This window comes from Algorimicrobium echini (assembly GCF_900115185.1).
GTDB classification, from domain to species: domain Bacteria; phylum Bacteroidota; class Bacteroidia; order Flavobacteriales; family Flavobacteriaceae; genus Algorimicrobium; species Algorimicrobium echini.
Genome location: NZ_FOVN01000001.1, coordinates 818,352 through 843,751, shown reverse-complemented (window position 1 = coordinate 843,751; position 25,400 = coordinate 818,352). Strand labels below are relative to the sequence as shown.

19 protein-coding genes and 1 tRNA gene are annotated in these 25,400 nt (G+C 32.4%); 12 read left to right on the top strand and 8 right to left on the bottom strand.

Going from position 1 to position 25,400, the window contains the following annotated elements:
• Positions 1-56: 56 nt before the first annotated feature.
• On the bottom strand, positions 57-809 hold the full coding sequence (locus tag BM239_RS03785; RefSeq protein ID WP_092206292.1) for a T9SS type A sorting domain-containing protein: 753 nt from the start codon (positions 807-809) through the stop codon (positions 57-59).
• Positions 810-1,508: 699 nt separating this feature from the next.
• On the opposite strand from BM239_RS03785, the gene BM239_RS03780 reads away from it, so the two are divergent.
• Positions 1,509-2,435 (top strand): PfkB family carbohydrate kinase, encoded by a 927-nt coding sequence (locus tag BM239_RS03780; RefSeq protein ID WP_092206291.1) that lies wholly within the window; start codon positions 1,509-1,511, stop codon positions 2,433-2,435.
• Between the two features lie 73 nt (positions 2,436-2,508).
• The gene (locus BM239_RS03775) at positions 2,509-4,407 is read left to right on the top strand and encodes an amidophosphoribosyltransferase (RefSeq protein ID WP_092206290.1); all 1,899 of its coding nucleotides are present in this window, start codon (positions 2,509-2,511) and stop codon (positions 4,405-4,407) included.
• Between the two features lie 757 nt (positions 4,408-5,164).
• Here the strand turns inward: BM239_RS03775 and BM239_RS03770 are convergent.
• The gene (locus BM239_RS03770; protein WP_092206289.1) at positions 5,165-5,773 is read right to left on the bottom strand and encodes a superoxide dismutase; all 609 of its coding nucleotides are present in this window, start codon (positions 5,771-5,773) and stop codon (positions 5,165-5,167) included.
• A 130-nt stretch (positions 5,774-5,903) separates the two neighbouring features.
• Here BM239_RS03770 and BM239_RS03765 point away from each other — a divergent pair, with 130 nt between their 5' ends.
• From BM239_RS03765 to BM239_RS03745, 5 genes are all read left to right on the top strand, one after another.
• Positions 5,904-9,050, top strand: coding sequence for a UvrD-helicase domain-containing protein (locus BM239_RS03765; protein WP_092206288.1), 3,147 nt, complete (start codon positions 5,904-5,906; stop codon positions 9,048-9,050).
• A 22-nt stretch (positions 9,051-9,072) separates the two neighbouring features.
• Positions 9,073-10,266: a glycine C-acetyltransferase gene (gene kbl / locus BM239_RS03760; protein ID WP_092206287.1), complete on the top strand. Its 1,194-nt coding sequence runs from the start codon at positions 9,073-9,075 to the stop codon at positions 10,264-10,266.
• A gap of 123 nt (positions 10,267-10,389) precedes the next feature.
• Positions 10,390-11,754, top strand: a complete 1,365-nt coding sequence (locus BM239_RS03755) for an OmpA family protein (RefSeq protein ID WP_092206286.1) — start codon at positions 10,390-10,392, stop codon at positions 11,752-11,754.
• 63 nt (positions 11,755-11,817) lie between these two features.
• Positions 11,818-14,574, top strand: coding sequence for a PD-(D/E)XK nuclease family protein (locus tag BM239_RS03750; RefSeq protein WP_092206285.1), 2,757 nt, complete (start codon positions 11,818-11,820; stop codon positions 14,572-14,574).
• A gap of 47 nt (positions 14,575-14,621) precedes the next feature.
• Positions 14,622-15,152: a hypothetical protein gene (locus BM239_RS03745; RefSeq protein ID WP_092206284.1), complete on the top strand. Its 531-nt coding sequence runs from the start codon at positions 14,622-14,624 to the stop codon at positions 15,150-15,152.
• 1 nt (position 15,153) lies between these two features.
• Here BM239_RS03745 and BM239_RS03740 read toward each other — a convergent pair whose 3' ends face one another.
• The 3 genes from BM239_RS03740 to BM239_RS03730 all read right to left on the bottom strand — a co-directional run bounded on the left by BM239_RS03740 (position 15,154) and on the right by BM239_RS03730 (position 18,633).
• Positions 15,154-17,511 (bottom strand): hybrid sensor histidine kinase/response regulator, encoded by a 2,358-nt coding sequence (locus tag BM239_RS03740; protein ID WP_177208974.1) that lies wholly within the window; start codon positions 17,509-17,511, stop codon positions 15,154-15,156.
• A 179-nt stretch (positions 17,512-17,690) separates the two neighbouring features.
• Positions 17,691-17,764 (bottom strand) — tRNA-Ala (locus BM239_RS03735).
• Positions 17,765-17,835: 71 nt separating this feature from the next.
• Positions 17,836-18,633, bottom strand: a complete 798-nt coding sequence (locus BM239_RS03730; protein ID WP_092206282.1) for a universal stress protein — start codon at positions 18,631-18,633, stop codon at positions 17,836-17,838.
• Positions 18,634-18,679: 46 nt separating this feature from the next.
• On the opposite strand from BM239_RS03730, the gene BM239_RS03725 reads away from it, so the two are divergent.
• The 3 genes from BM239_RS03725 to BM239_RS15380 are packed head-to-tail and all read left to right on the top strand — an operon-like array spanning position 18,680 to position 20,708.
• On the top strand, positions 18,680-19,177 hold the full coding sequence (locus BM239_RS03725; protein ID WP_092206281.1) for a GNAT family N-acetyltransferase: 498 nt from the start codon (positions 18,680-18,682) through the stop codon (positions 19,175-19,177).
• A complete protein-coding gene (locus BM239_RS03720; RefSeq protein ID WP_092206280.1) occupies positions 19,174-20,508 on the top strand; it encodes an MATE family efflux transporter in 1,335 nt (444 codons plus the stop codon). Before BM239_RS03725 ends, BM239_RS03720 begins: the two co-directional genes overlap by 4 nt.
• 23 nt (positions 20,509-20,531) lie before the next feature.
• Positions 20,532-20,708 carry a hypothetical protein gene (locus BM239_RS15380; RefSeq protein ID WP_177208973.1) on the top strand — a complete coding sequence of 59 codons (177 nt, stop codon included), beginning with the start codon at positions 20,532-20,534 and terminating at the stop codon, positions 20,706-20,708.
• Positions 20,709-20,790: 82 nt separating this feature from the next.
• Here the strand turns inward: BM239_RS15380 and BM239_RS03715 are convergent, their stop codons facing one another.
• Complete coding sequence (locus tag BM239_RS03715; RefSeq protein WP_092206279.1) at positions 20,791-21,432, bottom strand: 2OG-Fe(II) oxygenase; 642 nt, start codon at positions 21,430-21,432, stop codon at positions 20,791-20,793.
• Positions 21,433-21,521: 89 nt separating this feature from the next.
• Between BM239_RS03715 and BM239_RS03710 the strand changes: the two genes are divergently transcribed.
• Positions 21,522-21,980 (top strand): 6-pyruvoyl trahydropterin synthase family protein, encoded by a 459-nt coding sequence (locus BM239_RS03710; RefSeq protein WP_092206278.1) that lies wholly within the window; start codon positions 21,522-21,524, stop codon positions 21,978-21,980.
• 112 nt (positions 21,981-22,092) lie between these two features.
• Entirely contained in the window at positions 22,093-22,845 is a 753-nt protein-coding gene (locus BM239_RS03705; protein WP_092206277.1) for a UDP-2,3-diacylglucosamine diphosphatase, read from the top strand.
• Between the two features lie 95 nt (positions 22,846-22,940).
• Here the strand turns inward: BM239_RS03705 and BM239_RS03700 are convergent, their stop codons facing one another.
• Positions 22,941-24,209, bottom strand: coding sequence for an MFS transporter (locus tag BM239_RS03700; RefSeq protein ID WP_092206276.1), 1,269 nt, complete (start codon positions 24,207-24,209; stop codon positions 22,941-22,943).
• An 84-nt stretch (positions 24,210-24,293) separates the two neighbouring features.
• Positions 24,294-25,394, bottom strand: coding sequence for an OmpA family protein (locus tag BM239_RS03695; protein WP_092206275.1), 1,101 nt, complete (start codon positions 25,392-25,394; stop codon positions 24,294-24,296).
• Between the last annotated feature and the right edge of the window lie 6 nt (positions 25,395-25,400).

Genomic DNA, 25,400 nt, shown 5'->3' with positions numbered 1-25,400 from the left:
ATCTTTTAAAAGATACAGCGTTCTTGATGCCTGTGTTAGCAAAAACATTGAGTTGTTTAATATTTAATAAATTTTACGGTGTTACCATTTTCTAATTTTAAAAAGTACAAACCATTGGCGAAGCTTTTAATATCAATAGCCTCATTATCAGAAATTTTACCATGAGTGATTTTTGAACCTAATGCATTATAAATACTATATGTTGCTATATTTTTTAAGCCTGAAACTTTAATATATTCAGAAGCAGGGTTTGGTAATACTTTTATATTATTGGAAACATTAAACGCATCAACACCTAATGTGTCATCTGAAATTGAAACTGAAAATTTGGCATCTGTTATAGATAAACCAACTCCATCTCTGAAAAGATTACCTCCAGTATATTCATTAACAAAATCGGCAACAATACTCATACCTGTATCTATGGTAAATTCAAAAGTATATTGGTTACTTTGACTTACATTTACGTTGCCAGTAACATTTATTCTAATAGGGTCGTTTACTTGACTAATGGTTATTTCAGGATACGCTTGCGTATAAATAGGTGTTCCACTAACCGTATTACCACTATATACTTTAAGCGTACCAGCTGAAATGGTACCAGTTGAAGCGGCAAGGAATTGAACGTACTCTAAAGCACCACTACACTCTGCAGTAAAGCCTTGACCTATAGACCAATTTGCGGTACTTTCCCATGGGGCTGCAAATTGAGGGTTATTGCTTACAACACACTGTGCTGTTAAATTTTGTAATAAAAACGTGAAAGCTAGAATTAAGGTTGTTTTAATGGATAAGTAATTTTTTTTCATTTTTTTTCAATTAAGTTGAGTAATTATTTTTTGCTGCTAACAAAGGCATAGCGTTTTTATAATCTTCACTAAAACGTAAACCCGATTGGTATGTTAATTGACATTAAAAAATCTTAAACACCAAAAGTTGGGTTTGGACAAACCTGTCACTTTAAAGAAACATCTATTGCTTCAGGTGTGATTAACGTTTCAGAAATAGCATATTGTTTAATATAATACTAGAATAAAGCTTTGCTGATCATCATTTTAAGTGTTATATACTTGCCAAGACTTTAAGAAATGGAGCCGTTTGAGATGGTTCCATAGTTTTGTCCAAGTACTGTAGTGACAAGCCTTAAAATATCATAGAATAGAAAAGTACTTTTTGGTCATAAAATTTGGGGTTAAAATTAATTTCGGCCGCAAAAATAAAAATTAAATGTCAAAAAAATCCAAAGAAAATAGAACTTTACACTGAAAAAAAGAGTAAAAAATTAAAAATCAAACACATAAATAAACCGTTGGGTAATAGCATACTTAAATAAAACTTTACAGTATGCTTAATAAGTATTATTGTGTTCATCTAACACCTGCAAGCCTGTTAACCAAATCTAAAAAAACAATCAGACCTCTAACACCAACCATAAATGCACTGATAAAATTAATTCGGAATTTAGTAACTAAAAACCGTATCTTTGCACCAAATTTTCAAACCTTTTTATGAGTAAACTAGTAATTGTAGGAACCGTAGCTTTTGATGCTATTGAAACACCTTTCGGAAAAACTGATAAAATTTTAGGAGGTGCTGCCACATATATTGGCCTAGCTGCATCGCAATTTAATGTGGATGCTGCTGCAGTATCTGTTGTTGGAGGCGATTTTCCACAAGACTACTTAGATTTACTTTCTGATAGACAGGTGGATATTTCAGGTATCGAAATCGTAAAAGAAGGCAAAACATTCTTCTGGAGTGGTAAGTACCATAACGATATGAATACGCGCGATACTTTGGCTACAGAGCTAAATGTATTAGCAGATTTTCAACCAGTGGTTCCAACCGAATATCGCGATGCTAAAATTGTTATGCTAGGAAACTTACATCCTTTAGTGCAATTAAGCGTTTTAGAACAAATGGAAACCAAACCAGAATTAGTTATTTTAGATACTATGAATTTCTGGATGGATTGTGCTTTGGACGATTTGCTAAACGTTATTAAAAAGGTAGATGTCATTACCATTAATGATGAAGAAGCAAGACAACTAACTGGTGAATACTCATTAGTAGTAGCTGCCAGGAAAATACACGACATGGGACCAGAATATGTAGTTATTAAAAAAGGTGAACATGGTGCTTTATTGTTTCACAATGAGAAAGTATTCTATGCACCAGCTTTACCGTTGGAAGAAGTTTTTGACCCAACAGGTGCTGGCGACACATTTGCAGGTGGTTTTGCAGGCTATTTAGCAAAATCGGATGATGTTACGTTTGAAAACATGAAGAATGCTGTCATTTATGGATCCACACTAGCCTCTTTTTGTGTTGAAAAATTTGGTACAGAACGCATGGTTAATTTAAAAAGTAGCGATGTTCAAAAACGCTTGCAGCAATTTAAAAGTTTAACGCAATTTGATATTGAACTAACATAACACAAGCGCGCACCTTCATGGAGCGCGTTTTTAATTTATATAAACACAGTCTCGTAATTAGATACACAACACAATGAGTGACGCTTTAAAACATGAATGTGGTATTGCCCAAATTCGCTTGCTAAAACCACTGGAATTCTATAAAGAAAAATACGGCAGCGCCTTTTATGGTGTTAACAAAATGTATTTACTAATGGAAAAACAGCACAATCGTGGACAAGATGGTGCTGGTTTTGCTAGCATTAAACTAGATACTCAACCAGGTGAGCGATACATTAGCCGTGTTCGTTCTATAGCACAACAACCTATTCAAGATATTTTTGCCCAAATAAACGAGCGGATTAATAAAGAGTTTGCCGAAAACCCTGAATATGTTGATAATGTAGAACTACAAAAAAAGAACATTCCATATATAGGAGAAGTACTATTGGGACATGTACGCTACGGAACCTTTGGAAAAAATAGTGTAGAAAGTGTTCATCCTTTTTTACGTCAAAATAACTGGATGCACCGAAACCTAATTGTAGCCGGTAATTTTAACATGACCAATGTTAATGAACTTTTTGATGGCTTGGTTAGAATTGGCCAGCACCCTAAAGAAAAAGCAGATACAATAACGATCATGGAAAAAATAGGTCATTTTTTAGATGATGCTGTTTCCAAGTTATATAAGAAATTAAAAAAAGAAGGCTATAGTAAAAACGAATGTTCGGCATTAATTGCCGAACGTTTAAACGTAGCAAAAATATTAAAGAAAGCATCAAAAAACTGGGATGGTGGTTATGCTATGGCTGGATTATTAGGTCATGGTGATTCATTTGTTCTTCGTGATCCTGCTGGAATTAGACCTGCATATTATTACAAAGATGATGAAATTGTGGTTGTCGCTTCTGAACGACCAGTTATCCAAACCGTTTTTAATGTGGACTTTGAGGATGTTAAAGAGTTAGAGCCAGGACATGCTATTATAACCAAAATGTCCGGAGAAGTTGCTATTAAAAAAATATTAGAGCCGTTGGAGCGTAAAGCCTGTTCTTTTGAACGCATTTATTTTTCTCGTGGTAGTGATGCAGAAATTTATCAAGAACGTAAAAACCTTGGTAAATTTTTAATGCCAAAAGTTTTAGAAGCTATCAATAACGATACGAAGAACACCGTATTTTCATACATCCCAAATACCGCTGAAACATCTTTCTTTGGAATGATTGAAACGGTAGAAGAGCATTTAAATAAGAAAAAAACACAGGCTATTCTAGATGGAAATGGCCAATTAAGTGCAGAAGCTGTTACCAACATATTATCTGAAAGACCTCGCATTGAAAAAATAGCCATTAAGGATGTTAAGTTAAGAACGTTTATAACAGAAGATAGTAGTCGTGATGATTTAGTGGCTCATGTATATGATGTTACTTATGGCGTTATCAAACCAACCGATAACTTGGTGATAATTGATGATAGCATTGTACGTGGTACTACCTTGAAGAAAAGTATTATTAAAATGATGGACCGCTTGCATCCTAAAAAAATTATAGTCGTCTCGTCAGCACCTCAAATTCGGTATCCCGATTGCTATGGTATTGATATGGCACGTTTGGAAGATTTAATTGCTTTTAGAGCCATGTTAGAATTGTTAGAAGAAAACAATAAATACCATTTAGTTCAAGAAGTCTATGAAAAATGCAAAGCACAAGTAAATTTAGAAGATAAAGATGTTCGTAATTTTGTTAAAGATTTGTATTCGCAATTCACAGCGGATGCAATTTCAGACAAAATAGCTGAATTAATATCTAACGAAAATATCAATGCCGAAGTTGTTACCATATTCCAACCTATTGAGAATCTACACAAAGCGTGTCCTAAAAATTTAGGCGATTGGTATTTTACTGGTAATTATCCAACTGTAGGCGGTAATCGCGTGGTTAATCGTGCATTCATTAACTTCTTTGAAGGAAACAAAGATCGCGCCTATTAACCTGTTGAATATGTGCTTATTACCTATCAAATTTCGCTCTTTATCGAATTTATAGGTATTTCAACTGATTTATAATTATTACGCTTAAAAATAATATACTTTAGAATCACCATAACATAAGTAGGTTAAGTTCATGGTAGATTTGGGGCAAAAAAAGGTGAACATCTGTTCGCCTTTTTTTATTTTATTCAACCTCTAAAGAAGTTATTTTTTTTTGAACTAGTATTTTAAATAATTAGGCTGCTTTTTTAGTTTGCCATTCATATTCAAGTAATTAGGTTTCAAAAAAAATCATAGAAAAAGCTGTTTCTGACTTAAGCTATTCGTTTGTCCTAATTTATAAGTCGTTTATCTAATATTTTTTTTAGTGGTATATAAGTACCGTTTATTTGCTTCACCATAACATAAGTAGGTTAAGTTTATGGTAGATTTGGGGCAAAAAAGGTGAACATCTGTTCGCCTTTTTTCATTTCATACCACATTGGAGGAAATCTAAAAGACTTCTAGGCATCTCTTCACGTTCAAGCAATTTTTGCAAAAACAACGACCACCAATAAAAATACATTACAAACTACAATAACTGTAGTAATATTGCAATTCAGCATCTTTCAGGGTACATAAATACAGGTTTTAACTACTTCTTACCTGTCCAATTAAATTAACTATTTATAAATAGATTATTACAGAAAATAGATTTTAAAAAAAAAAGCAAACCCTAAAGGTTTGCTTTCAAAATATTTATAAATGGTATTATGCTTTATTTTGCTTCAGCATAGCGCCTTTCAACTTCATTCCAATTGATAACATTAAAAAAGGCATCAATATAATCTGGACGTCTGTTTTGATAATTTAAATAATATGCATGTTCCCAAACATCTAATCCTAAAATTGGTGTACCTCCACAACCAACTGCTGGCATAAGTGGATTGTCTTGGTTTGGTGTTGAGCAAACTTCAACTTTACCACCTTTATGAACGCACAACCAAGCCCAACCAGAACCAAATTGCGTTGCAGCTGCATTACTGAATTTAGTTTTAAAATCTTCCACACTGCCATATGCAGCTTCAATGGCATCTTTTAAATCGCCAGATAGACGACCTTTACCTTCTGGATTCATGACTTCCCAAAATAAAGAATGGTTATAAAAACCACCACCATTATTTCTAACAGCCTTATTATCCATATCTAGATTAATAAGAATGTTTTCTATTGTTTTCCCTTCTAAATCGGTACCCTTTATAGCATCATTCAATTTTGAAGTATAACCAGCATGGTGTTTTGAGTGATGTATTTCCATTGTGCGTGCATCTATGTGCGGCTCTAACGCATCATAAGCATATTTTAATTTCGGTAATTCGAAAGCCATAATATATATCTGTTTTTAGTGTTAATAATTTAATTCTCTCAAATTTACGGAATATCGCCTTCAATTAAAAATAATAAATACCTATCAAATCATCGATAGTTTTTATCTTGTGTAAAATTTCAAATTCATTATGTTGGTCAACCATCCATATCTAATTTATAACGCGTCTGCGGGAAGTGGTAAAACCTACACATTAGTAAAAGCTTATTTAACTATTTTGCTTAAAGCTTCTAGCACACTAGCCTTCAAGAATATTTTAGCCATAACCTTCACCAATAAAGCGGCTGGCGAAATGAAAACTAGAATCATAGATGCTTTAAAAGATTTTTCTTCGGAAGAAATACAGAATCCATCAAACCCAATGTTTGTTGCTCTTTGTAGCGATTTGGAACTATCAGCAGATGATTTAAAAACAAAAAGTAAACAGGTTCTTGATGCCATTTTGCATAATTATGCTGCTTTTGATATTTCAACAATAGATGGTTTTACTCACAGAATTATTAGAACTTTTGCTCACGATTTAAAATTGCCTTTAAATTTTGAAGTTGCATTAGATGTAGAAACTTTATTAAACGAAGCTGTAGACCGATTAATCTCTAAAGCAGGAACCGATAAACGTTTGACAAAAACATTAGTAGATTTTGCAATTGAAAAAGCGGATGACGATAAAAGCTGGGATGTTTCGAGAGATTTTTATGCCATTGCAAAATTGTTAGTCAATGAGAACGACAAACCGTTTATTGAAAATCTCCAGGATAAAACCTTAGACGATTTTAAAGCTTTGAAAAACACACTACGTGAGGAAATTAAAAAAACAGAACAGTTAAGTATAGATAGCGCAACTCATGCGCTGGATTTTATAACCGATAACGGATTGGCATTTGAAAATTTCTCACGAGCATCTATTCCTAATTATTTCAAAAAAGTATCAGATGGCGATTTTAGTCAAAACATAGATTCTGCAAAATGGCCAACCGAATTAGTAGAAGGCAGCACTATTTACCCAAAATCTAAAACTGATGCAAATACTGCGGCAACCATTGAGAGCATCCAACCACAATTAGCTGAATTTTTTATAACCACCAAAACAGCCGTTTTAAATTTCAAATTACTTAAAGCTATATATAAAAACTTAACACCGCTCTCTGTATTAAGCGCTATAAATACGGAATTACAACTTATAAAAGAAGAACAAAATTTGATGCTTATTTCCGAGTTTAATGGCTTGATTAGTCAGGAAATAAAAAATCAGCCAACCCCTTTTATATATGAGCGTATTGGCGAAAAATTCAAACATTATTTTATTGATGAATTTCAGGACACTTCTGAATTACAATGGCAAAATTTAACGCCTTTATTGGATAATGCCATAGCATCACAACCAGGAAGCATAATGATAGTTGGCGATGCCAAACAAGCCATATACCGATGGCGTGGTGGGAAAGCTGAACAGTTTATCAACCTATATAACAAAACCGAAAACCCATTTCATTTAGAACCTGAAATAATTCCATTAGAATCTAACTTTAGAAGTTTTCAGGAGATTATTAATTTTAATAATGGTTTTTTTAACTATTTATCCAACAGTATTTTTAGCAATCCAGATTATAGTGGTTTGTATCAAGCTGCTAAACAAACCATTAGGAAAGAAGACTCTGGCTACGTACAATTAGATTTTCTAGACTTAAATGGTGTAGAGGATAAAGCTTTAGCATATTCAGAAGAAGTATATAACACCATTAAATCTTGTTTAGAAAACGGTTATCATGAAGCCGATATTTGTGTATTAGTTAGAAAGAAAAAAGAAGGCATTGCTATTGCTAATTATTTAAGCGAACAAGGCTTAAGCATCATGTCATCGGAAACCTTGTTACTTAACAGCTCTCAAAACGTACAGTTTATTAACAATATATTACGCTTTATTTTACAACCAGAAAATCAAGAAATAAAAGCTGATATCCTGCTACATATTGCACACTTATGCGCCATTGAGGACAAACATAGTTTCTTAAAAGCCCATATATCATTTAGTATATCTGACTTATTTAAAGAATTAGAAAACCTAGGTTTTTATATAAATTATAATGAATTAATTCAACTATCATTCTATGATTTGGTTGAAACCATTATCCGCCAATTTAAACTAGTACATCATTCCGATGCTTTTATTCAATATTATATGGATGTTGTTTTAGAATTTTCTGAAAAACAACTCGCTGATATTGGTAGCTTCTTACATTATTTCGATTCTAAAAACGATAAATTGAGTATAGTAACACCCGAAGGATATCAAGCAATTCAAATCATGACGGTCCATAAATCAAAAGGACTAGAGTTTCCAGTCGTTATTTTTCCTTTTGCAGATTTGGATATTTATCGTGAAGTAACGCCTCAAGAATGGTTTCCAATTAATCCAGAAACATTTAACGGATTTCGCTATACCTTACTAAATTACAGCAAGGCTTTTGAAAACTATGGTCAAGCTGGTAAAGAAATTTTCAATAGACATCAAGCGGAATTAGAATTAGATAATATCAATATACTATACGTAGCCCTAACTAGACCTATTGAACAACTATATGTGATTTCAAAATTAGATATTGGTGCCAAGGGGAATGTAAACCAAAAAAGTTATGCTGGATTTTTAATTAACTATTTACAAAAAATTGGAAAATGGGAAAACAAGCAATTACGCTATCAATTTGGAAATAAATTAAAAGAAGGAAAAACGAAACCAAAAGAAACTACAACAATTATTAATAACCGATTTATTTCAACACCAAAAGAAGCACACAATATTAAGGTTGTTACGCGCTCGGCAAGTTTGTGGGATACCATTCAAGAAAAGGCCATTGAAAAAGGAAATCTGATTCATGATATCATGGCCGAAATTAAAACAGAAACCGATGTAGAATATGTGTTGCAATCCTTTTTAGAAAATGGTACCATTAATAATCTCCAAGCACCTATTTTAAAGAAAACGGTATTGCAAATTATCAATCACCCTAAACTGCTACCCTATTATACGGACGAAAATATAACCGTTTATAATGAGCGTGATATTATATCAAATGATGGCAGCATATTAAGACCAGACCGTTTGGTAATAAGGAACAATAAAGAAGCTGTTATTATAGACTATAAATCAGGTAAAGAAAAGCCAAAACATATTGATCAATTGGAAAGCTACGAATCTGTTTTAAAGATTATGAATCTGAACGTGACTAAAAAAATACTTATTTATATAAATGATAGCATTGCTATAAAAGAATTTTAACTTTGTATAAACATTAAAGATTATGTACGGAAAAATACAACAACATTTAGAAAACGAATTACAAGAAATAAAGAATAACGGACTTTATAAAACCGAACGTGTTATAACTTCAGCTCAAGGTGCTGAAATAACTTTAAATACAGGTGAAACCGTTTTAAACTTTTGTGCAAATAATTATTTAGGACTGTCATCACACCCAGATGTTATCCAGGCTGCTAAAGACGTTATGGACACCCACGGATTTGGAATGTCGTCTGTACGTTTCATTTGTGGTACCCAAGATATCCATAAAGAGTTAGAACAAAAAATAGCAGATTTTTATGGAACTGAAGATACTATATTATATGCCGCTGCTTTTGATGCTAATGGCGGTGTTTTTGAACCATTATTAGAAAAAGAAGATGCTATAATTTCAGACTCTTTAAACCACGCATCTATTATTGATGGAGTACGCTTATGTAAAGCAGCCAGATATCGGTACAAAAATAATGATATGGCAGATTTAGAAAATCAACTTATTGAAGCTAATAAAAATGGTGCGCGACATAAAATTATTGTTACTGATGGTGTATTTTCTATGGATGGATTAGTTGCGCCTTTAGATAAAATTTGCGATTTAGCTGACAAGTATGACGCTTTAGTAATGATTGATGAATGTCATGCTACAGGGTTTATTGGAAAAACAGGACGCGGTACCCTTGAAGAAAAAGGAGTTATGAATCGTGTTGACATTATTACTGGAACTCTAGGAAAAGCAATGGGTGGTGCCATGGGTGGCTACACAACGGCAAAAAAAGAGGTTATTGAAATTTTAAGACAACGTTCAAGACCGTATTTGTTTTCAAACTCTTTAGCACCAGCAATTGTTGGTGCTTCTATTAAAGTTTTTGATATGTTAGCTACCGATACCACATTACGAGATAAACTCGCATGGAACACTGATTATTTTAAAGCTGGCATTAAAAAAGCTGGGTTTGATATTATAGATGGAGACTCTGCCATTGTACCTATTATGTTGTATGATGCCAAATTATCTCAAACTATGGCAAACCAATTACTTAAAGAAGGTATTTATGTTATTGGCTTCTTTTTTCCAGTTGTACCAAAGGATAAAGCTCGTATTCGTGTGCAGCTATCAGCAGCACATGAAAAAGAACATTTAGATCAAGCTATTTCTGCATTTATAAAAGTCGGAAAAGAATTAGAAATTATTTAAAATAATGACAAACAAGCAGATTTTAGGGGAATTATACAATATTTTTCTATATTTGTCTTTGTTAATAATATTTAACAACTTACTTTTGTTTACAATTAACACTTAAAAATTAAATTTTTGAATATGAAAAATCTTAGCAGATTATTGTTCGCTATGTTACTTATGTTAGGTATGAGTAACACGTACGCACAAGATGAAAACAACCCTTGGGCAATTAGCCTTGGAGTAAACGCAGTTGATTTCTATCCTACAGGTGAAGATGCACCTCTTGGTGACTATTTTGATGAATATTTTAATGCTACAGACCACTGGAACATTTTACCATCATTATCTTCATTAACAGTAGGTCGTTACTTAAGCAATGGATTCACATTAGGCGCAACAGCTTCTTTAAACAAAATTGATAAATTTGGAGATGACAGAGCTAGATATGATGAAGTAACTTATTTCGGCCTTGACGGTATTGTAAAATACAGTTTTGGTCAATTATTAAACTCATCATGGTTAGATCCTTATTTAGGAGTTGGTGGTGGTTACACTTGGGTTGATGAAATTGGAGCTGGAACATTAAACGGAACTTTAGGAATTAATTTCTGGGTTAGTGAAAATGTAGGAATTACAGTTCAATCTGCTTATAAGCATGCATTCGAAGATTATTTAGATACACACTTCCAACACACAGCTGGTGTTACTTTCAAGTTTGGAGGTAAAGATACAGATGGTGACGGTATATATGACAAAGATGATGCTTGTCCAGAAGTATTTGGTTTAGAAGCTTTCAACGGATGTCCTGATACAGACGGTGACGGTATTGAAGACAGCAAAGATTCTTGTCCAAATGAAGCTGGTCCAGCTGAATTTAATGGTTGTCCTGATACAGATGGTGACGGTATTGCTGATAAAGATGATGCTTGTCCTACAGTTGCTGGTTTAAAAGCATTAAACGGTTGTCCTGATGCTGATGGTGACGGTGTTGCTGATAAAGATGATAAATGTCCAAATGAAGCTGGTCCTGCAGCTAACAATGGTTGCCCTTGGCCAGATAGAGATGGTGACGGTGTTGCTGATAAAGATGACGCTTGTCCAGACAAAGTTGGTACTGTAGCAAACAATGGTTGCCCAGAAGTAACTGAAGCTGTTCAAAAAGCATTAAACGCTTACGCTAAAACAATCTTATTTGATACAGGTAAATCTTCAATCAAAGCACAATCTGAAAAAGTACTTCAAGATATTATTGCAATCTTAAAAGAGTACCCTAATGCTAAATTTACAGTTGAAGGTCATACGGATAGTGTAGGTAGTGAATCACTTAACATGAAGTTATCTGATGCTAGAGCATTATCAGTTAAAGATTACTTAACAAGTAACGGTATTGATCAGTTTAGATTATCTTCTAAAGGATTTGGCGAGTCTAAACCAATTGACTCTAACAAAACTAGAGAAGGTAGAGCTAACAACAGACGTGTTGAAATTAATTTAGTGAAATAATTATTTCACATAAATAAATAGAAAAACGCTCCGAATATTCGGAGCGTTTTTTATTTTTATAACATGACAACTTTTATACATGACGTCCTTGCTGATTTAAATAAGAAGCAAGTTGATGTTTCTAAAATTACACTTATTCTGCCTAGTAAACGTGCTGGTGTATTTTTAAAACATGAATTAACCAATTCTATTCAAACACCCATTTTTTCTCCAATTATATTAAGTATTGAAGAATTTGTAGAAGAACTATCTCAACTTAAAGCTATATCAAACACCGAGTTACTTTTTGAGTTCTATGAAACCTATCTTCAAGTTCATGAAGAACAAAATCCAGATAGCTTTGATACCTTTTCTAAATGGGCCCAGATATTACTTCAAGATTTTAATGAAATTGATAGATACCTTATTCCTCAAGAGCACATATTCGATTATTTAAGTGCTATAAAAGAATTAAATCATTGGTCGGTTGACACCAAACAAACGAATTTTGTTAAAAATTATCTTGTATTTTGGAAAAGACTTAAAATCTATTATAACCAGCTAACCGAAAACCTCATCAATAAAAAGAAAGGTTATCAAGGTTTAATATATAGAGAAGCTGTTGAAAATATTCAAAACTATATTGAAACCAATCCTGATAAACATCATGTGTTTTTGGGTTTTAACGCGCTTAATAAAGCGGAAGAGACCATCATACAAGAATTATTAGAAAACAGTCATGCCGATATTTATTGGGATATTGATAAATCATTTTTTGAAAATAAAAATCATGATGCTAGCTTATTCATTCGGCAACATCAAAACCAATGGAAATACTTTGAATCAAATCCATTTAATTGGGTTACTAGTCATTATAAGCAAACAAAGGACATATCGGTTATAGGTGTCCCTAAAAATGTAGGACAGGCAAAATGCATTGGTAACATCTTAAACAAACTCCAAGAAGAAAACAACACGCTTAATAACACAGCTGTTGTTTTAGGCGAAGAATCTCTTTTATTACCGGTTCTAAACTCAATACCTGAAGCTATAAAAGCGTTAAATATCACCATGGGTTTACCTTTAAAATCCATTCCATTGGCTACCCTTTTCGAGCAATTGTTTTTTGTACATAAAAAAGAAACTACTAACTATTATTTTAAAGATGTAATTAAAATATTGTCACATCAGTTTATTCGTCCACTGCTCCAATCCGGATTTTCTAACGATTTACAAAAAGTGGTTCAAATTATAGAATCTAATAATTTAATCTACATATCATTATCGCGCTTAACAACATTCGCACCGCAACACAAAACGCTGTTTAAATTACTATTTGGTAAATGGGATAACAATCCCTCTACAGCTTTAAAGCAATGCCAAACATTAATTTTAATAATAAAAGCTCATTTAGAACAGCAAAAAAAGGAGAATCTACTAGCATTAGAGCACCTATTTAAATTTAACACCCTATTTAATGAGCTTATACTATTAGACGAGCAATACAAGCATGTATCGGATATTGCCAGTTTATTTAGTGTTTACAAAGAATTATTAAGCACACAAACACTGGACTTTAAAGGAGAACCTTTAGAAGGATTACAAATAATGGGGATGTTAGAGTCACGTGTTTTAGATTTTGAAACAATTATCATATCATCGGTTAACGAGGGTATTTTACCATCTGGAAAAAGTAATAATTCCTTTATTCCCTACGATGTAAAATTGGAAAACAACCTACCAACATACAAAGAAAAAGACGCTGTTTACACGTATCATTTTTACCGTTTACTCCAAAGAGCTAAACGCATATTCATTATTTATAACACAGAAATAGATCCATTAAAAGGCGGTGAAAAAAGCCGTTTTATTACACAATTGGATTTAGAAGGGATACACAAAATAAAGCATACTATTGCTGTCCCTAATATAGCGTTGGATACTAATATAAAGGAAACTGTTATTACTAAAAATGATGATGTTATAAATCAATTAAAAAAATATGCTGCAAAAGGTTTATCACCATCTGCACTAACTAGCTATATTCGAAATCCAATTGATTTTTATTTTCAGAAAGTACTAAAAATAAAAGAGTATGATGACGTAGAAGAAACTGTTGCAGCCAATACTTTAGGAACTGTTATTCATAATACATTAGAAGATTTTTATAAACCTTTTGAAGGCCGTTTAATAACTTGGGAACAGATTTCTGAAATGAAACCCAAAATCGCGGTTACCGTTACCAAACATTTTAAGGATTTATTTAAAGAAGGAGATATAACTAAAGGCAAAAATCTTATCGTATTTGAAATTTCAAAACGTTACATTTTTAACTTTTTAGAACTAGAAATTGCCGATTTAAAAGCCGGAAACACGCTAGAAATTCTTGCTGTTGAACTTGATAATACTGTTGAAATACAAATACCTGAACTAGATTTTCCTGTTAGAATTACTGGAAAAGTAGATCGTATAGATAAGCGTAATGGTATTACCCGAGTTATAGATTACAAATCTGGAAACGTAGATTCTAGTAAAGTACAAATAACCAATTGGGAGGATTTAACAACAGATTACGATAAGTATAGCAAATCGTTCCAAGTGTTAACATATGCCTATTTAATGCATAGCAAAAACCCTTTTACGGAGCCTGTTGAAGCCGGAATTATTTCGTTTAAAAACCTGAATGGAGGATTTTTAAAATTTGCAAAAAAAGAAACTGGCAGCAATCAAAAAATAGAAATTATAAATCATGAAATATTGGAAGAATATCAAACGCAATTAAAACAGCTTATTTTAGAAATTTTCAATCTGGAAATACCTTTTACGGAAAAGGCTACTTAACACATTTTTAGTATCTTACAGTAAAATATCGTTTAAATACTATCGCTATGTTTACTGTTAAAATTGAAAATAAAATAATTTCACATTGCGAAACTATTATTAAAACACACAATTTTGGTAATCGGTTTACGGCCAATGGCTCCAAAAACCAACAACTAACTGGTATTATTGGACAATCTGTAGTCATGTCCTTTTTCAATTTAGGCCTCGTAGATGGCACTAAAGGTTTTGATAATGGCGTAGATCTTATTGTGAATAACAAAACGATAGACGTAAAAACAATGGGTAGAACAACACATGTTAGAAAAAGTTATACCAACAATTTTTTAAAACTTCAAGACCATTTTAAAACAGATATTTATATTTTTTGCAGTTATCATAAAACCAAACATGAATTAACCGTTTGTGGTTGGATTGATAAAGCTAGTTTTATAGAAAAAAGACGATTTTACCCGAAGGGAAGCATTCGAACAAGAACGGACCAAACCACTTTTAAAACATTTGCCGATTTATTTGAAATAGATAATTGCCATTTAAATCCTGTGTTTAGCATTTCCGATTTGAAGCAACAACTTTAGGTTAAGCTGGCTCTAATACTGTAAAGATGCTGTTACATATTTTTTCAAACAGGACAACTTTATTAATGGGTTTCGTTAAGTAATCGGTCATTCCTATATCCAATACTTTCTGACGTGTTTCTTGCATGGCATCGGCAGTAACGGCAATAATTGGAATATTTTTATTCCTTGAACCTGCCTGTCCACTTCTAATTATTTTAGTAGCTTCATAACCATCCATAATGGGCATATGCAAATCCATTAAAATAACATCAAAGGTAGTTTCTTGAAGTCTATGAATAGCTTTTAACCCATTGTCCAAAACTTCAAAGGTAAATTTAGGGTTGATTTTTAGAAGTTTTTTAATAATCATTTGATTCATGACATTATCTTCTACGATTAAAATATGTACCTGATCTTTTTTTTCTAAATCCGTCGAGACTAGTGTTCTATCACTTTTCATGTTTTTAACCTCAAATGGAATATCAATATACACATCGGTACCGCTGCCTTCTTGGCTTTCAATATTGATATTACCATCAAAACGTTTTACTAAATGATTTACTATAGTTAACCCTAAACCCAGTCCTCCAAATTGTCGTTTATAATCATTTCTCATTTGGCTAAAACTGTCAAATACGTCATCTTGTAAATGTGGCGGAATACCAATTCCTGTATCTGAAATATGAAACGAAAAACGATTCATATTTTTGGAAATAAAAATGGACTGCAACTGAAATGCAATGGTACCTGATTGAGTAAATTTCACAGCATTTCCAAGAACATTATTTATAATTTGTATAAATCGGTCACTGTCTCCAACAACCTCATCGGGAACTTGGCCTTTAATTTCAAACCTATAGTGTAAGCCTTTGTTTTCAGCTTGTAATTGCCAATTAGCACTAATCTGTTTTAGCAAGGGTAACGGTTCAAAAACATCTTTTTTAAGTTGTAATTCATTCTTTTCAATTTTTTCAAAATCTAGAATATCATTAATATTACTCAATAAACTGTAGGATGCGTTCTTAATAATCTCCAAACAATTATTGTCCACCGTATTACCTATTTGCTCTAATTGCTCTTGAGTGGCTCCTAAAATAGCATTGAGTGGTGTTCGTAGTTCATGACTCATATTGGACATAAAATAGGTTTTAACTTGGCTAATTTCTTCAGATTTTTTTAAAGCTAGAGCTTGAGAAGCTTCTTTTTCCTCGCGCAACTTTCTAATTAAATTAGTCATGGATAAGGATAAGAATACAACCTCAAGTCCTGCTCCAAATTTTGCACTATTTTCAGTATAAAAATTATTGGGTAACAAGCTTAAATTATTCATCACAAAACCCAGTAAACCTACTACTAGAAACAAAATACCAATAGAGAAAAAAACATCTAGCGCAATACGCTTATAACGCATAACAAAAACGGTAAACAAAATTAATAGCAGACTTACTAAACCATTTATATTGCTAATTGGATAAACAATTTTTAAGGTGGACTCATTGATAAAAACACCAATAAATAAAGTTGCTATTACAATATAAATTGCTCGATAATATTTGCTTAAACTATTAAAATGAGTTTTAACATTTAAAAAATATTCGCAATACTTCAATAAAAACAGATTTGAAAATAAGGCCGTTATTAATACCAAACGACTATTAAAATAACCAGCATCAGACCAAACAAACTCAAATAATAATCCGTCTAATGCCGCTTGAAGCAGGGCTATTGAAAACACATATAGTCCATAATATAAAAACGAACGTTCTTTTAAACTGATATAAAAAAACAAATAAATAATACCAGCAAGTAGTAATACGCCATAAAACAAACCAAGAAATAATTGCTGGTTATAGGTGTTTTGCAAAAATTCAGATTCGGATAATAAGTTTAAGGGCAGGTTGATGGTTTCACCATCACTTTTTAAATGCAAATAAAACTGCTGACTAGAGTTTGCAGGTAATTTAATTTTAAAAACCGTTGATCTATGATTAACCTGTCGCTGATTAAAAGGTATTTGATCGCCACTTTTATAGCTTTCTATTCCTGTTGATGAAATTTGATATAAGTTAGCAATATCTGTTACAGGCCTAGCCGTTTCTAAATAATAGAAACGCTCTGTTAATTGCGTATTAATTAACTTAAAGCGAACCCAAAAATTATCTGTTGTAAAACCAAGGCTATGGTTTTCTGAAAGCAAAGGTTTATAAATTAAATTTTTGTTTTTATGAATGTCTTCAACATGATATGTCTGGTCACCGACATTAACGAAACTTGCAAATTTAAACAATGGATCATGCTGAATTTCTGGATTGTATCCTGCGTTTTGAGCTTGTAGAAAACTGCTAAACAAAAATGCTATTAATAATGTGTATTTCATAGTAGTATGGTTGGGAGCCATACTTACGAACGGTTAATTTATCAGGTTTTAGAAATGATTTACTTTTCGATAAAAACATCTAAAATATCTTTGAAATACATAATTTTTATGAAAACAAGAGCACTTTTATCATATTGAGGCATAAAAAAAGCAATGCTTTCGCATTGCTTTTTTTCAAGTGGAGAATATCGGAGTCGAACCGATGACCTCTACGCTGCCAGCGTAGCGCTCTAGCCAGCTGAGCTAATCCCCCAAAAACGGTTGATTTAATAAAACGAAAATAAACTATTTTATTTAGGTTCTGTACTACAATTATAAAATTATTTACTTCACACCACTTAAAACTAAAACAGGTAGGGTATTGCTTTGAAAATCTTTTTTCAAGATTGTATTTTTTTCCCATAGTTTAGAGAAAAAACCACGTTTGCGTCTTACCACACATAACATATCTGGGTCGTTTTCCTTATAATGTTCTAAAACACCTTGAAATGTTGTAGCATTTTCTGTTTTGGTTGTATTTGTAACTAATTTCGCTAAATCTGGATTTACTTCAAAATCGCCTTCATTATAAAATGGAGTTTTTACTAATAATAAATTTACTATTGAACGAAATTGTTCTTTAATAGCAATTAAAGGCAATAAGGCTTCTTCCTTTTTTATGACAGCAGATTTTAAAGCAACCAAAATATACACAATTGGTTTAAAAGTTAAACCCTCCGGAACAATTAAAGCCGGAATATTTGTTTGTTTGATAATCTTTCCAGACGTTTTTCCTAAATATACCTCATCTCGTAGAGAATTGGTTCGAGGTTCAATCATAATTAAATCAATATCTAAAGAGTGGCAAACCAGCTCTAAAGTATCAACCAATTTTCCTTTAAAAGATTTTACAACAACCTCAACCCCTTTTGTATCCACTTTAGATACATGCTTCTTTAAAAACTCATAACTTTCACGCTCTAAAATATGATCTATTTTTATCATGGTTCCAGCTTTAGAGTACACATTATAAACTTGAACTACATAAATTTTCGCACCAAATGCTTTAGCAAAATCTACAGCATATTGCAAATGACTCACTGCATTTTTAGACGATCCTACTGGCACTAAAATATTCTTCATATTGAAAAAATTATAAGTAATTTAGATGCAAATCTACGCATTTATTATGATTCGGAAAGGAACCAACGAAGATATTGATACGATTTTAAAAATTACACAGGCTTGTGCTATTGATATGGTTTCTAAAAACATACATCAATGGAATTCTAAATATCCAAACAGAACCGCTTTTGAAAATGATGTTACCAGAACCGAATTATTTGTTTTGGAAGAAGAAACTATAATAGGCTGCGTTGTGATTTCTACTCATATGGATGCCGAGTATCAATCTATATCTTGGCTCACACCAAACCAAAACAACTTATATATTCACCGACTTGCTATTCATCCAAATTACCAAGGAAACGGATTCGCCAGAAAACTAATGGATTTTGCTGAAAAACTTGCAGTTACAAAAAAATTTCATTCTATTAGGTTAGATACGTTCTCAAAAAATTTGAAGAACCAAAAGTTTTACGAACTTCGCGGTTATAAAAAATTAGGCTCTATTTACTTTCCAAATCAAAGTGAGCACCCTTTTTACTGTTACGAATTCGTATTGTGAATACTAATATTAGTTTAAAACATATAAATAAATTGGCTATTCCGGCATTAATTGCAGGTGTAGCAGAACCTATTTTATCAATTACCGATACCGCTATTGTAGGTAATATTTCAGAGTTTGCCACAGAATCATTAGCTGCTGTAGGTATTGTTGGTACCTTTATTTCTATGCTTATTTGGGTTTTAGGGCAAACCAGGAGCGCTATTTCATCTATTGTTTCACAATATGTAGGTGCCAATAATCTAGATAACGTAAAAAACCTACCTGCTCAAGCTATTTTTATAATAACATCTTTAAGCATTTTAATAATTATAGGAACTTTTCCATTTGCCGAAAGTATCTTTAAACTCTACAATGCATCAGATTTAATTTTAAGTTTTAGTGTTGACTATTATAAAATTCGTGTTTTTGGATTTCCCTTCACCTTATTTACTATTGCCATTTTTGGAACCTTTAGAGGTCTACAAAACACCTATTACCCAATGATTATAGCCATTGTTGGAGCTAGTGTAAATATTCTGTTAGATGTTGTTTTGGTTTATGGTATTGAAGGATATATTCCTGCCATGAATATAAAAGGTGCTGCTTATGCCAGTGTTTTTGCTCAAATGCTTATGGCTATTTTATCTGCTTATTATTTATTGACAAAAACAGCCATTCCGTTGCGTTTTCGTTTTCCGTTTAACAAAGAGATCAATCGGTTTGCTATTATGATTCTCAACTTGTTTGTGAGAACCATTGCGCTGAATGTGACACTTTATTTTGCTAGTGCGTTTTCAACTAGTTATGGTAAAGAATATATAGCGGCATATACAATTGCTATCAATTTATGGTTTCTAGGAGCCTTTATTATTGATGGTTATGCCAGTGCAGGTAACATTCTATCCGGGAAATTATTGGGCGGAAAAGAATATGGTAAACTTATATCGTTAAGTAATAAGTTAATAAAATATGGAATTATATTAGGAGTCGTTATGGCATGTATCGGTACTATTTTCTATAGCTTTATTGGCCATATCTTTACACAAGAAGAAGCTGTTTTAAGTGAATTTTACAACATTTTCTGGATTGTTTTAGCCATGCAACCACTTTGTGCCATTGCCTTTATTTTTGATGGTATGTTTAAAGGTCTTGGTAAAATGAAAACGCTACGAAATGTATTGCTTATGGCTACTTTCCTAGTATTTGTTCCCATATTGTTTTTATTGGACAGTATGGAATATAAACTTTATGGTATTTTTATTGCTTTTACTTGTTGGATTATTGCAAGAGGTTTGCCCCTAATTATAAAATTTAGGAAAGAATTTTTACCGCTTTCTGAAAAACAGTAACTTTGATTTCAAATTTTTAGTAAATGATAGCACTTATTTCGGTTTTGCAAGAAGTCAATATTGAAGAAAAAGTAAAAAACGCACCTAATAGTGATTATGGAATTGGCATATTTATAGGTTCTTTTATCCCTTTTTTAATTCTCGTAATAATTGCTTACGCCATTTACAGATATCATAAAAACAACTCAAATATAGATTAGTATGGGCGGAAATATGCTTTTTTTAGTACTGGCAATTGTATTAGTAATTATTTATGTTTATAACCGTAATAAACGCAGATAATTACCGTGTTTTTAACCATCCCGTAATGCTTAAACGCTCTGTTTTTACGGGCTTCACTTCGTGTTCTAATAGTTGACTTTCAAAAATAACTACGCGTCCTGGAAACGGGTAAATTACTTTCTCTGTTTCTACCCCATTTTCATTCAAATACAATACTAATTCGCCACCATTTTCCGGTAACCAGCCATCTTCATTTAAATAACATACAAAGGATAACTTTCGTCTGTCATCATTTTGAAAGGTATCTAAATGTCTTTTATAGTAAGTTCCTTCAGGGTACAATGCATAATGAAACTCTTTATGTAAAATACCCAAAAAACAGGTTTTATTTAAATAGGCTACCAGATTATTTATTTTACTAAAAAATGCAGCTTCTAGTGGATCTGCTCGGTTTTCATCAATCCATAAAATAACATCGCCACGAATGGATTTTTCAATCACTTCATTCACCCTATTACCAATGGCGGCCTTTTTAAAAACATCAGCTTCGTGTTTGTCAAGCAAAGATTGTCTTAATTCCAAAACCTCTTGTTCTGTAAAAAAATTTTCTACCAAACTGTATTTCTGGTTTAAAATATCTGTAATAATACGCTCATACTGTGCGTTTTCAACAAAAGCAATTTCTTCAAATAGTTGATTCATAAGTATCTGCCAATTAAAAAGCGCGCAAATGTAATCTAAAAACTGTTTCCTTTTACAAAACGATTATATTTGCATTGAAAAATAATAGTATGGGAAATATTCGAATTACAAAACAGTTCTCATTCGAGACTGGACACGCCCTTTATGGCTATGATGGAAAGTGTAAAAATGTACATGGACATAGTTATAAATTATCGGTAACCGTTATTGGAAAACCAATTGAAGATACAAACAATGTGAAATTTGGAATGGTGATTGATTTTGGTGATTTAAAAAAAATTGTGAAAACTGAAATCGTGGATGTATTTGATCATGCTACTGTTTTTAACAAAAACACACCACATGTAGAATTAGCAAAAGAACTTCAAGACCGTGGTCACAATGTGCTTTTAGTAAATTACCAACCAACTAGCGAAATGATGGTAATTGATTTTGCCGAAAAAATAAAATCGTTTTTACCAAGCCATATTGCATTACATTCTTTAAAACTTCAGGAAACAGATACCAGTTTTGCAGAGTGGTATGCAAGTGATAACGAATCCCTTTGAAAAAAAGGAATCTCATAATAAAAAGATATTGAACATTATGTTGTGTTTTTAAGTTTATAAATTGAATAATTAATAGATTCCTACCTCAAAAGGAATAGGTTATATTTACCACATGAACATCCCAAAAGGAAAAAAAATATATTTCGCATCCGACAATCATTTGGGCGCACCAACAGCCGAAGCCTCACGACCTCGCGAACAAAAATTTGTAGCCTGGTTAGATGAAATTAAAGGCGATGCTGCTGCTATTTTCTTGATGGGCGATTTATTCGATTTCTGGTTCGAGTATAAAACCGTTGTACCAAAAGGTTTTACTAGAACTCTTGGTAAACTAGCAGAAATAACCGATTCAGGAATTCCAGTTTATTTTTTTGTAGGTAATCATGACTTATGGATGAATGGTTATTTTCAAGAGGAATTAGGCATTCCCGTTTACCACAAACCTCAAGAATATACGTTTAATAATAAAACCTTTTTAATTGGTCATGGTGATGGTTTAGGTCCTGGAGACAAGGGTTACAAACGCATGAAAAAAATATTCACCAGCTCATTAGGTAAATGGTTATTTCGTTGGTTACATCCAGATATTGGTGTGAAAATTGCCCAGTATTTAAGTGTAAAAAATAAACTAATTTCAGGTGATGATGATGCCAAGTTTTTAGGCGAAGACAATGAGTGGTTGGTACAATATTGTAAACGAAAATTAGAAACCAAACACAGCGACTATTTTATCTTTGGCCACAGACATTTACCCCTAGAAATAGAACTCAACAAAAATTCTAAATACGTGAATTTAGGCGATTGGATTCAATATTATACGTATGGTGTTTTTGATGGAGAAAATTTAGAGTTGAAAAAGTTTTGAAACATTTTTTCAAAATAAACAACTTTAGTTCTGTATACATTTGTTTTACTCTGGCACGAAAATAAACACGAAAACTGACATTTTAAATACAGATTTTATTCTGCATTCTCATGGTCTTCCAAATCTTTTGTTAAGTCCAATTTCCGAAACGAAGGCGAAACAATTCCAGTCGTTACTGCTGTAATTAAGGTCATGGTTCCACCAAAAACAACAGCCGTTACAGTTCCCATCAATTTAGCGGTTACACCACTTTCAAAAGCACCAAGTTCGTTGGATGAGCCAACAAACATGGAGTTTACTGATGCCACGCGACCACGCATATTGTCTGGTGTTTTTATTTGTAAAATGGTTTGTCTGATAACCATAGAAACGCCATCTGTAACACCACTAAAGAATAAAGCAACTACCGAAATCCAGAATATAGAGGACAGGCCGAAAACAATAATACAAACACCAAAACCAAATACGGCCGCTAATAACTTCATTCCCGCATTTTTACTAATAGGAATATAAGCTGTAATTAGCATGGTTAAAAAAGCACCAACAGCTGGCGCAGCTCGCAATACCCCAAATCCTTCAGATCCAACATGTAAAATATCCTGTGCAAAAACAGGCAGTAAGGCAACAGCACCTCCAAATAAAACAGCAATCATATCCAAAGTTAAAGCGCCTAAAATAGCTTTTGTTTTAAATACAAACGTTAAACCTTCCTTTAAACTTTGCAAGACAGGTTCCCCAATTTTAGGGTTTAAAATTGGTTTCTTTTTTATTTGAGAAAGGGTAATTAAGGCAAAAATAACAAGTCCAAATACAAAGCAAAGCGACCAATGTACACCAATCATACTGATTAATACACCAGCTGTTGCAGGTCCTAAAACCGATGCCATTTGCCAGGTAGAACTACTCCATGTAGCGGCATTTGGATATATTTTTTTTGGAACTATTAACGCAACCAAGGAAAAAATAGTCGGCCCAAAAAAGGAACGCAAAAAACCACCAAAAAACACAAGCGCATAAATAGAATATAGAATGGTATTGGTAGACCAATCTGCTACAATTTTTGGCCAGGTTAAAAGAAATAAGCCTAAACTTATTAATGAAAATAATGCCATACAGACAGCCAATAAATTACGTTTTTCACGTTGATCCACAATATGACCAGCAAACAATGCCATGGATAAAGCCGGAATAATTTCCATTAAGCCAATAATTCCAAGAGACAAAGGGTCTTTTGTAATACTATATACTTGCCATTCAATAATTATAAATTGCATAGACCATGCAAATACCAATGCAAAACGGAGTATTAAAAAAATATTGAATTCTTTGATACGCAAAGCTGCGTAAGGATCTTTTTTTGCCATGTTGATGCATTCATAGACGATACTGAAATCGCTACTATTTTACAAAAGTATTGAAAACTAAAATAACAGTATTAAAACCGTTAATTATTTTATAAGTTTAAATTCTACCCGACGGTTTAATGCCCGATTTTCTTCTGAAGTATTATCAACAATAGGTTTTGAACTACCATAACCAAACCATTGAATTCTGGAAGCTTCCAAACCACTTTTTATTAAATAATCTGAAACTGCTTTTGCTCGTTTTTCAGATAGTTTTTCATTATGTAATTCTATTCCTACAGTATCTGTATGCCCATAAATTTCAACGTTAAGATGATTTCCTTTTAAATGGAGATAAAGTTTATCTAATTCTTCAACCGATTCCTCCAATAAATTAGCCTTATCAAATTCGAAAAGGACATTTTTAAAAGTATATAGTGTATTCGTTTCATAGGTGTTTTTTATTAATTCAATTGAAATAGCATCAATATAATAATAGGTAAACGGATGTTTAAATTCAGGTTTTTCTTGGTTGATAGCTGTCTCTTGGTTCGCTTTAAAATTTCCTATTGTAAAAAACTGTTCGTAACCTGTTGCTTGATAAGTAAAAGTAACCTGCATCCATTCCTTCGTATCATTATAAAAAGGAATTAACGTATCTTTTTGAATTAGGCTGTTTTGGATTTTCAGTGCTTCTGGATTAATAAATTTCTTTGAAAGGTTACCAAACTTTTGATTACTTCCCTTCGGACTATTTAAAATTGATGCACTTTTGGTTGAAGCACCAATGCGTTCGTCAGTAAATAAAACAGCCATGTTTTTAATTGAAAACGATGATTTTTCGGCTAAACTGATATAAAATTGAATTGTGTAGGTTTCAGTTGCCTGTAGTTTCTCCTTCAATTCGCCTTGAATATATTCGCGGTAATCATCTTCAGCATAGCAGTACATTCCAGCATACGCATCACCTAAAAATGGTGTTTGCTCACCATTATAATTTTGGTTTGTTTCATTTGTATTACCACAGGCTCTAAAAAAATCTGTAGAACCATGATTTGGGCAAGACCAATAATTTACATTACTATTGAACATGCCTAATTTCCAAGGACATTTTTCAAAATCTTCAAAACTTGGATTTCTTACTAAATTTTGAGACACTGCTAATTGAAAAGTTAGTAGTAATAAAAAGAATAAAAATTTAGTCATATCAAA

Bases quoted from the DNA above. Each gene is read 5' to 3' on its own strand.
- BM239_RS03785 (WP_092206292.1), bottom strand. From the start codon at position 809: ATGAAAAAAAATTACTTATCCATTAAAACAACCTTAATTCTAGCTTTC.
- BM239_RS03780 (WP_092206291.1), top strand. From the start codon at position 1,509: ATGAGTAAACTAGTAATTGTAGGAACCGTAGCTTTTGATGCTATTGAA.
- BM239_RS03775 (WP_092206290.1), top strand. From the start codon at position 2,509: ATGAGTGACGCTTTAAAACATGAATGTGGTATTGCCCAAATTCGCTTG.
- BM239_RS03770 (WP_092206289.1), bottom strand. From the start codon at position 5,773: ATGGCTTTCGAATTACCGAAATTAAAATATGCTTATGATGCGTTAGAG.
- BM239_RS03765 (WP_092206288.1), top strand. From the start codon at position 5,904: ATGTTGGTCAACCATCCATATCTAATTTATAACGCGTCTGCGGGAAGT.
- kbl (WP_092206287.1), top strand. From the start codon at position 9,073: ATGTACGGAAAAATACAACAACATTTAGAAAACGAATTACAAGAAATA.
- BM239_RS03755 (WP_092206286.1), top strand. From the start codon at position 10,390: ATGAAAAATCTTAGCAGATTATTGTTCGCTATGTTACTTATGTTAGGT.
- BM239_RS03750 (WP_092206285.1), top strand. From the start codon at position 11,818: ATGACAACTTTTATACATGACGTCCTTGCTGATTTAAATAAGAAGCAA.
- BM239_RS03745 (WP_092206284.1), top strand. From the start codon at position 14,622: ATGTTTACTGTTAAAATTGAAAATAAAATAATTTCACATTGCGAAACT.
- BM239_RS03740 (WP_177208974.1), bottom strand. From the start codon at position 17,511: ATGAAATACACATTATTAATAGCATTTTTGTTTAGCAGTTTTCTACAA.
- BM239_RS03730 (WP_092206282.1), bottom strand. From the start codon at position 18,633: ATGAAGAATATTTTAGTGCCAGTAGGATCGTCTAAAAATGCAGTGAGT.
- BM239_RS03725 (WP_092206281.1), top strand. From the start codon at position 18,680: ATGATTCGGAAAGGAACCAACGAAGATATTGATACGATTTTAAAAATT.
- BM239_RS15380 (WP_177208973.1), top strand. From the start codon at position 20,532: ATGATAGCACTTATTTCGGTTTTGCAAGAAGTCAATATTGAAGAAAAA.
- BM239_RS03715 (WP_092206279.1), bottom strand. From the start codon at position 21,432: ATGAATCAACTATTTGAAGAAATTGCTTTTGTTGAAAACGCACAGTAT.
- BM239_RS03710 (WP_092206278.1), top strand. From the start codon at position 21,522: ATGGGAAATATTCGAATTACAAAACAGTTCTCATTCGAGACTGGACAC.
- BM239_RS03705 (WP_092206277.1), top strand. From the start codon at position 22,093: ATGAACATCCCAAAAGGAAAAAAAATATATTTCGCATCCGACAATCAT.
- BM239_RS03700 (WP_092206276.1), bottom strand. From the start codon at position 24,209: ATGGCAAAAAAAGATCCTTACGCAGCTTTGCGTATCAAAGAATTCAAT.
- BM239_RS03695 (WP_092206275.1), bottom strand. From the start codon at position 25,394: ATGACTAAATTTTTATTCTTTTTATTACTACTAACTTTTCAATTAGCA.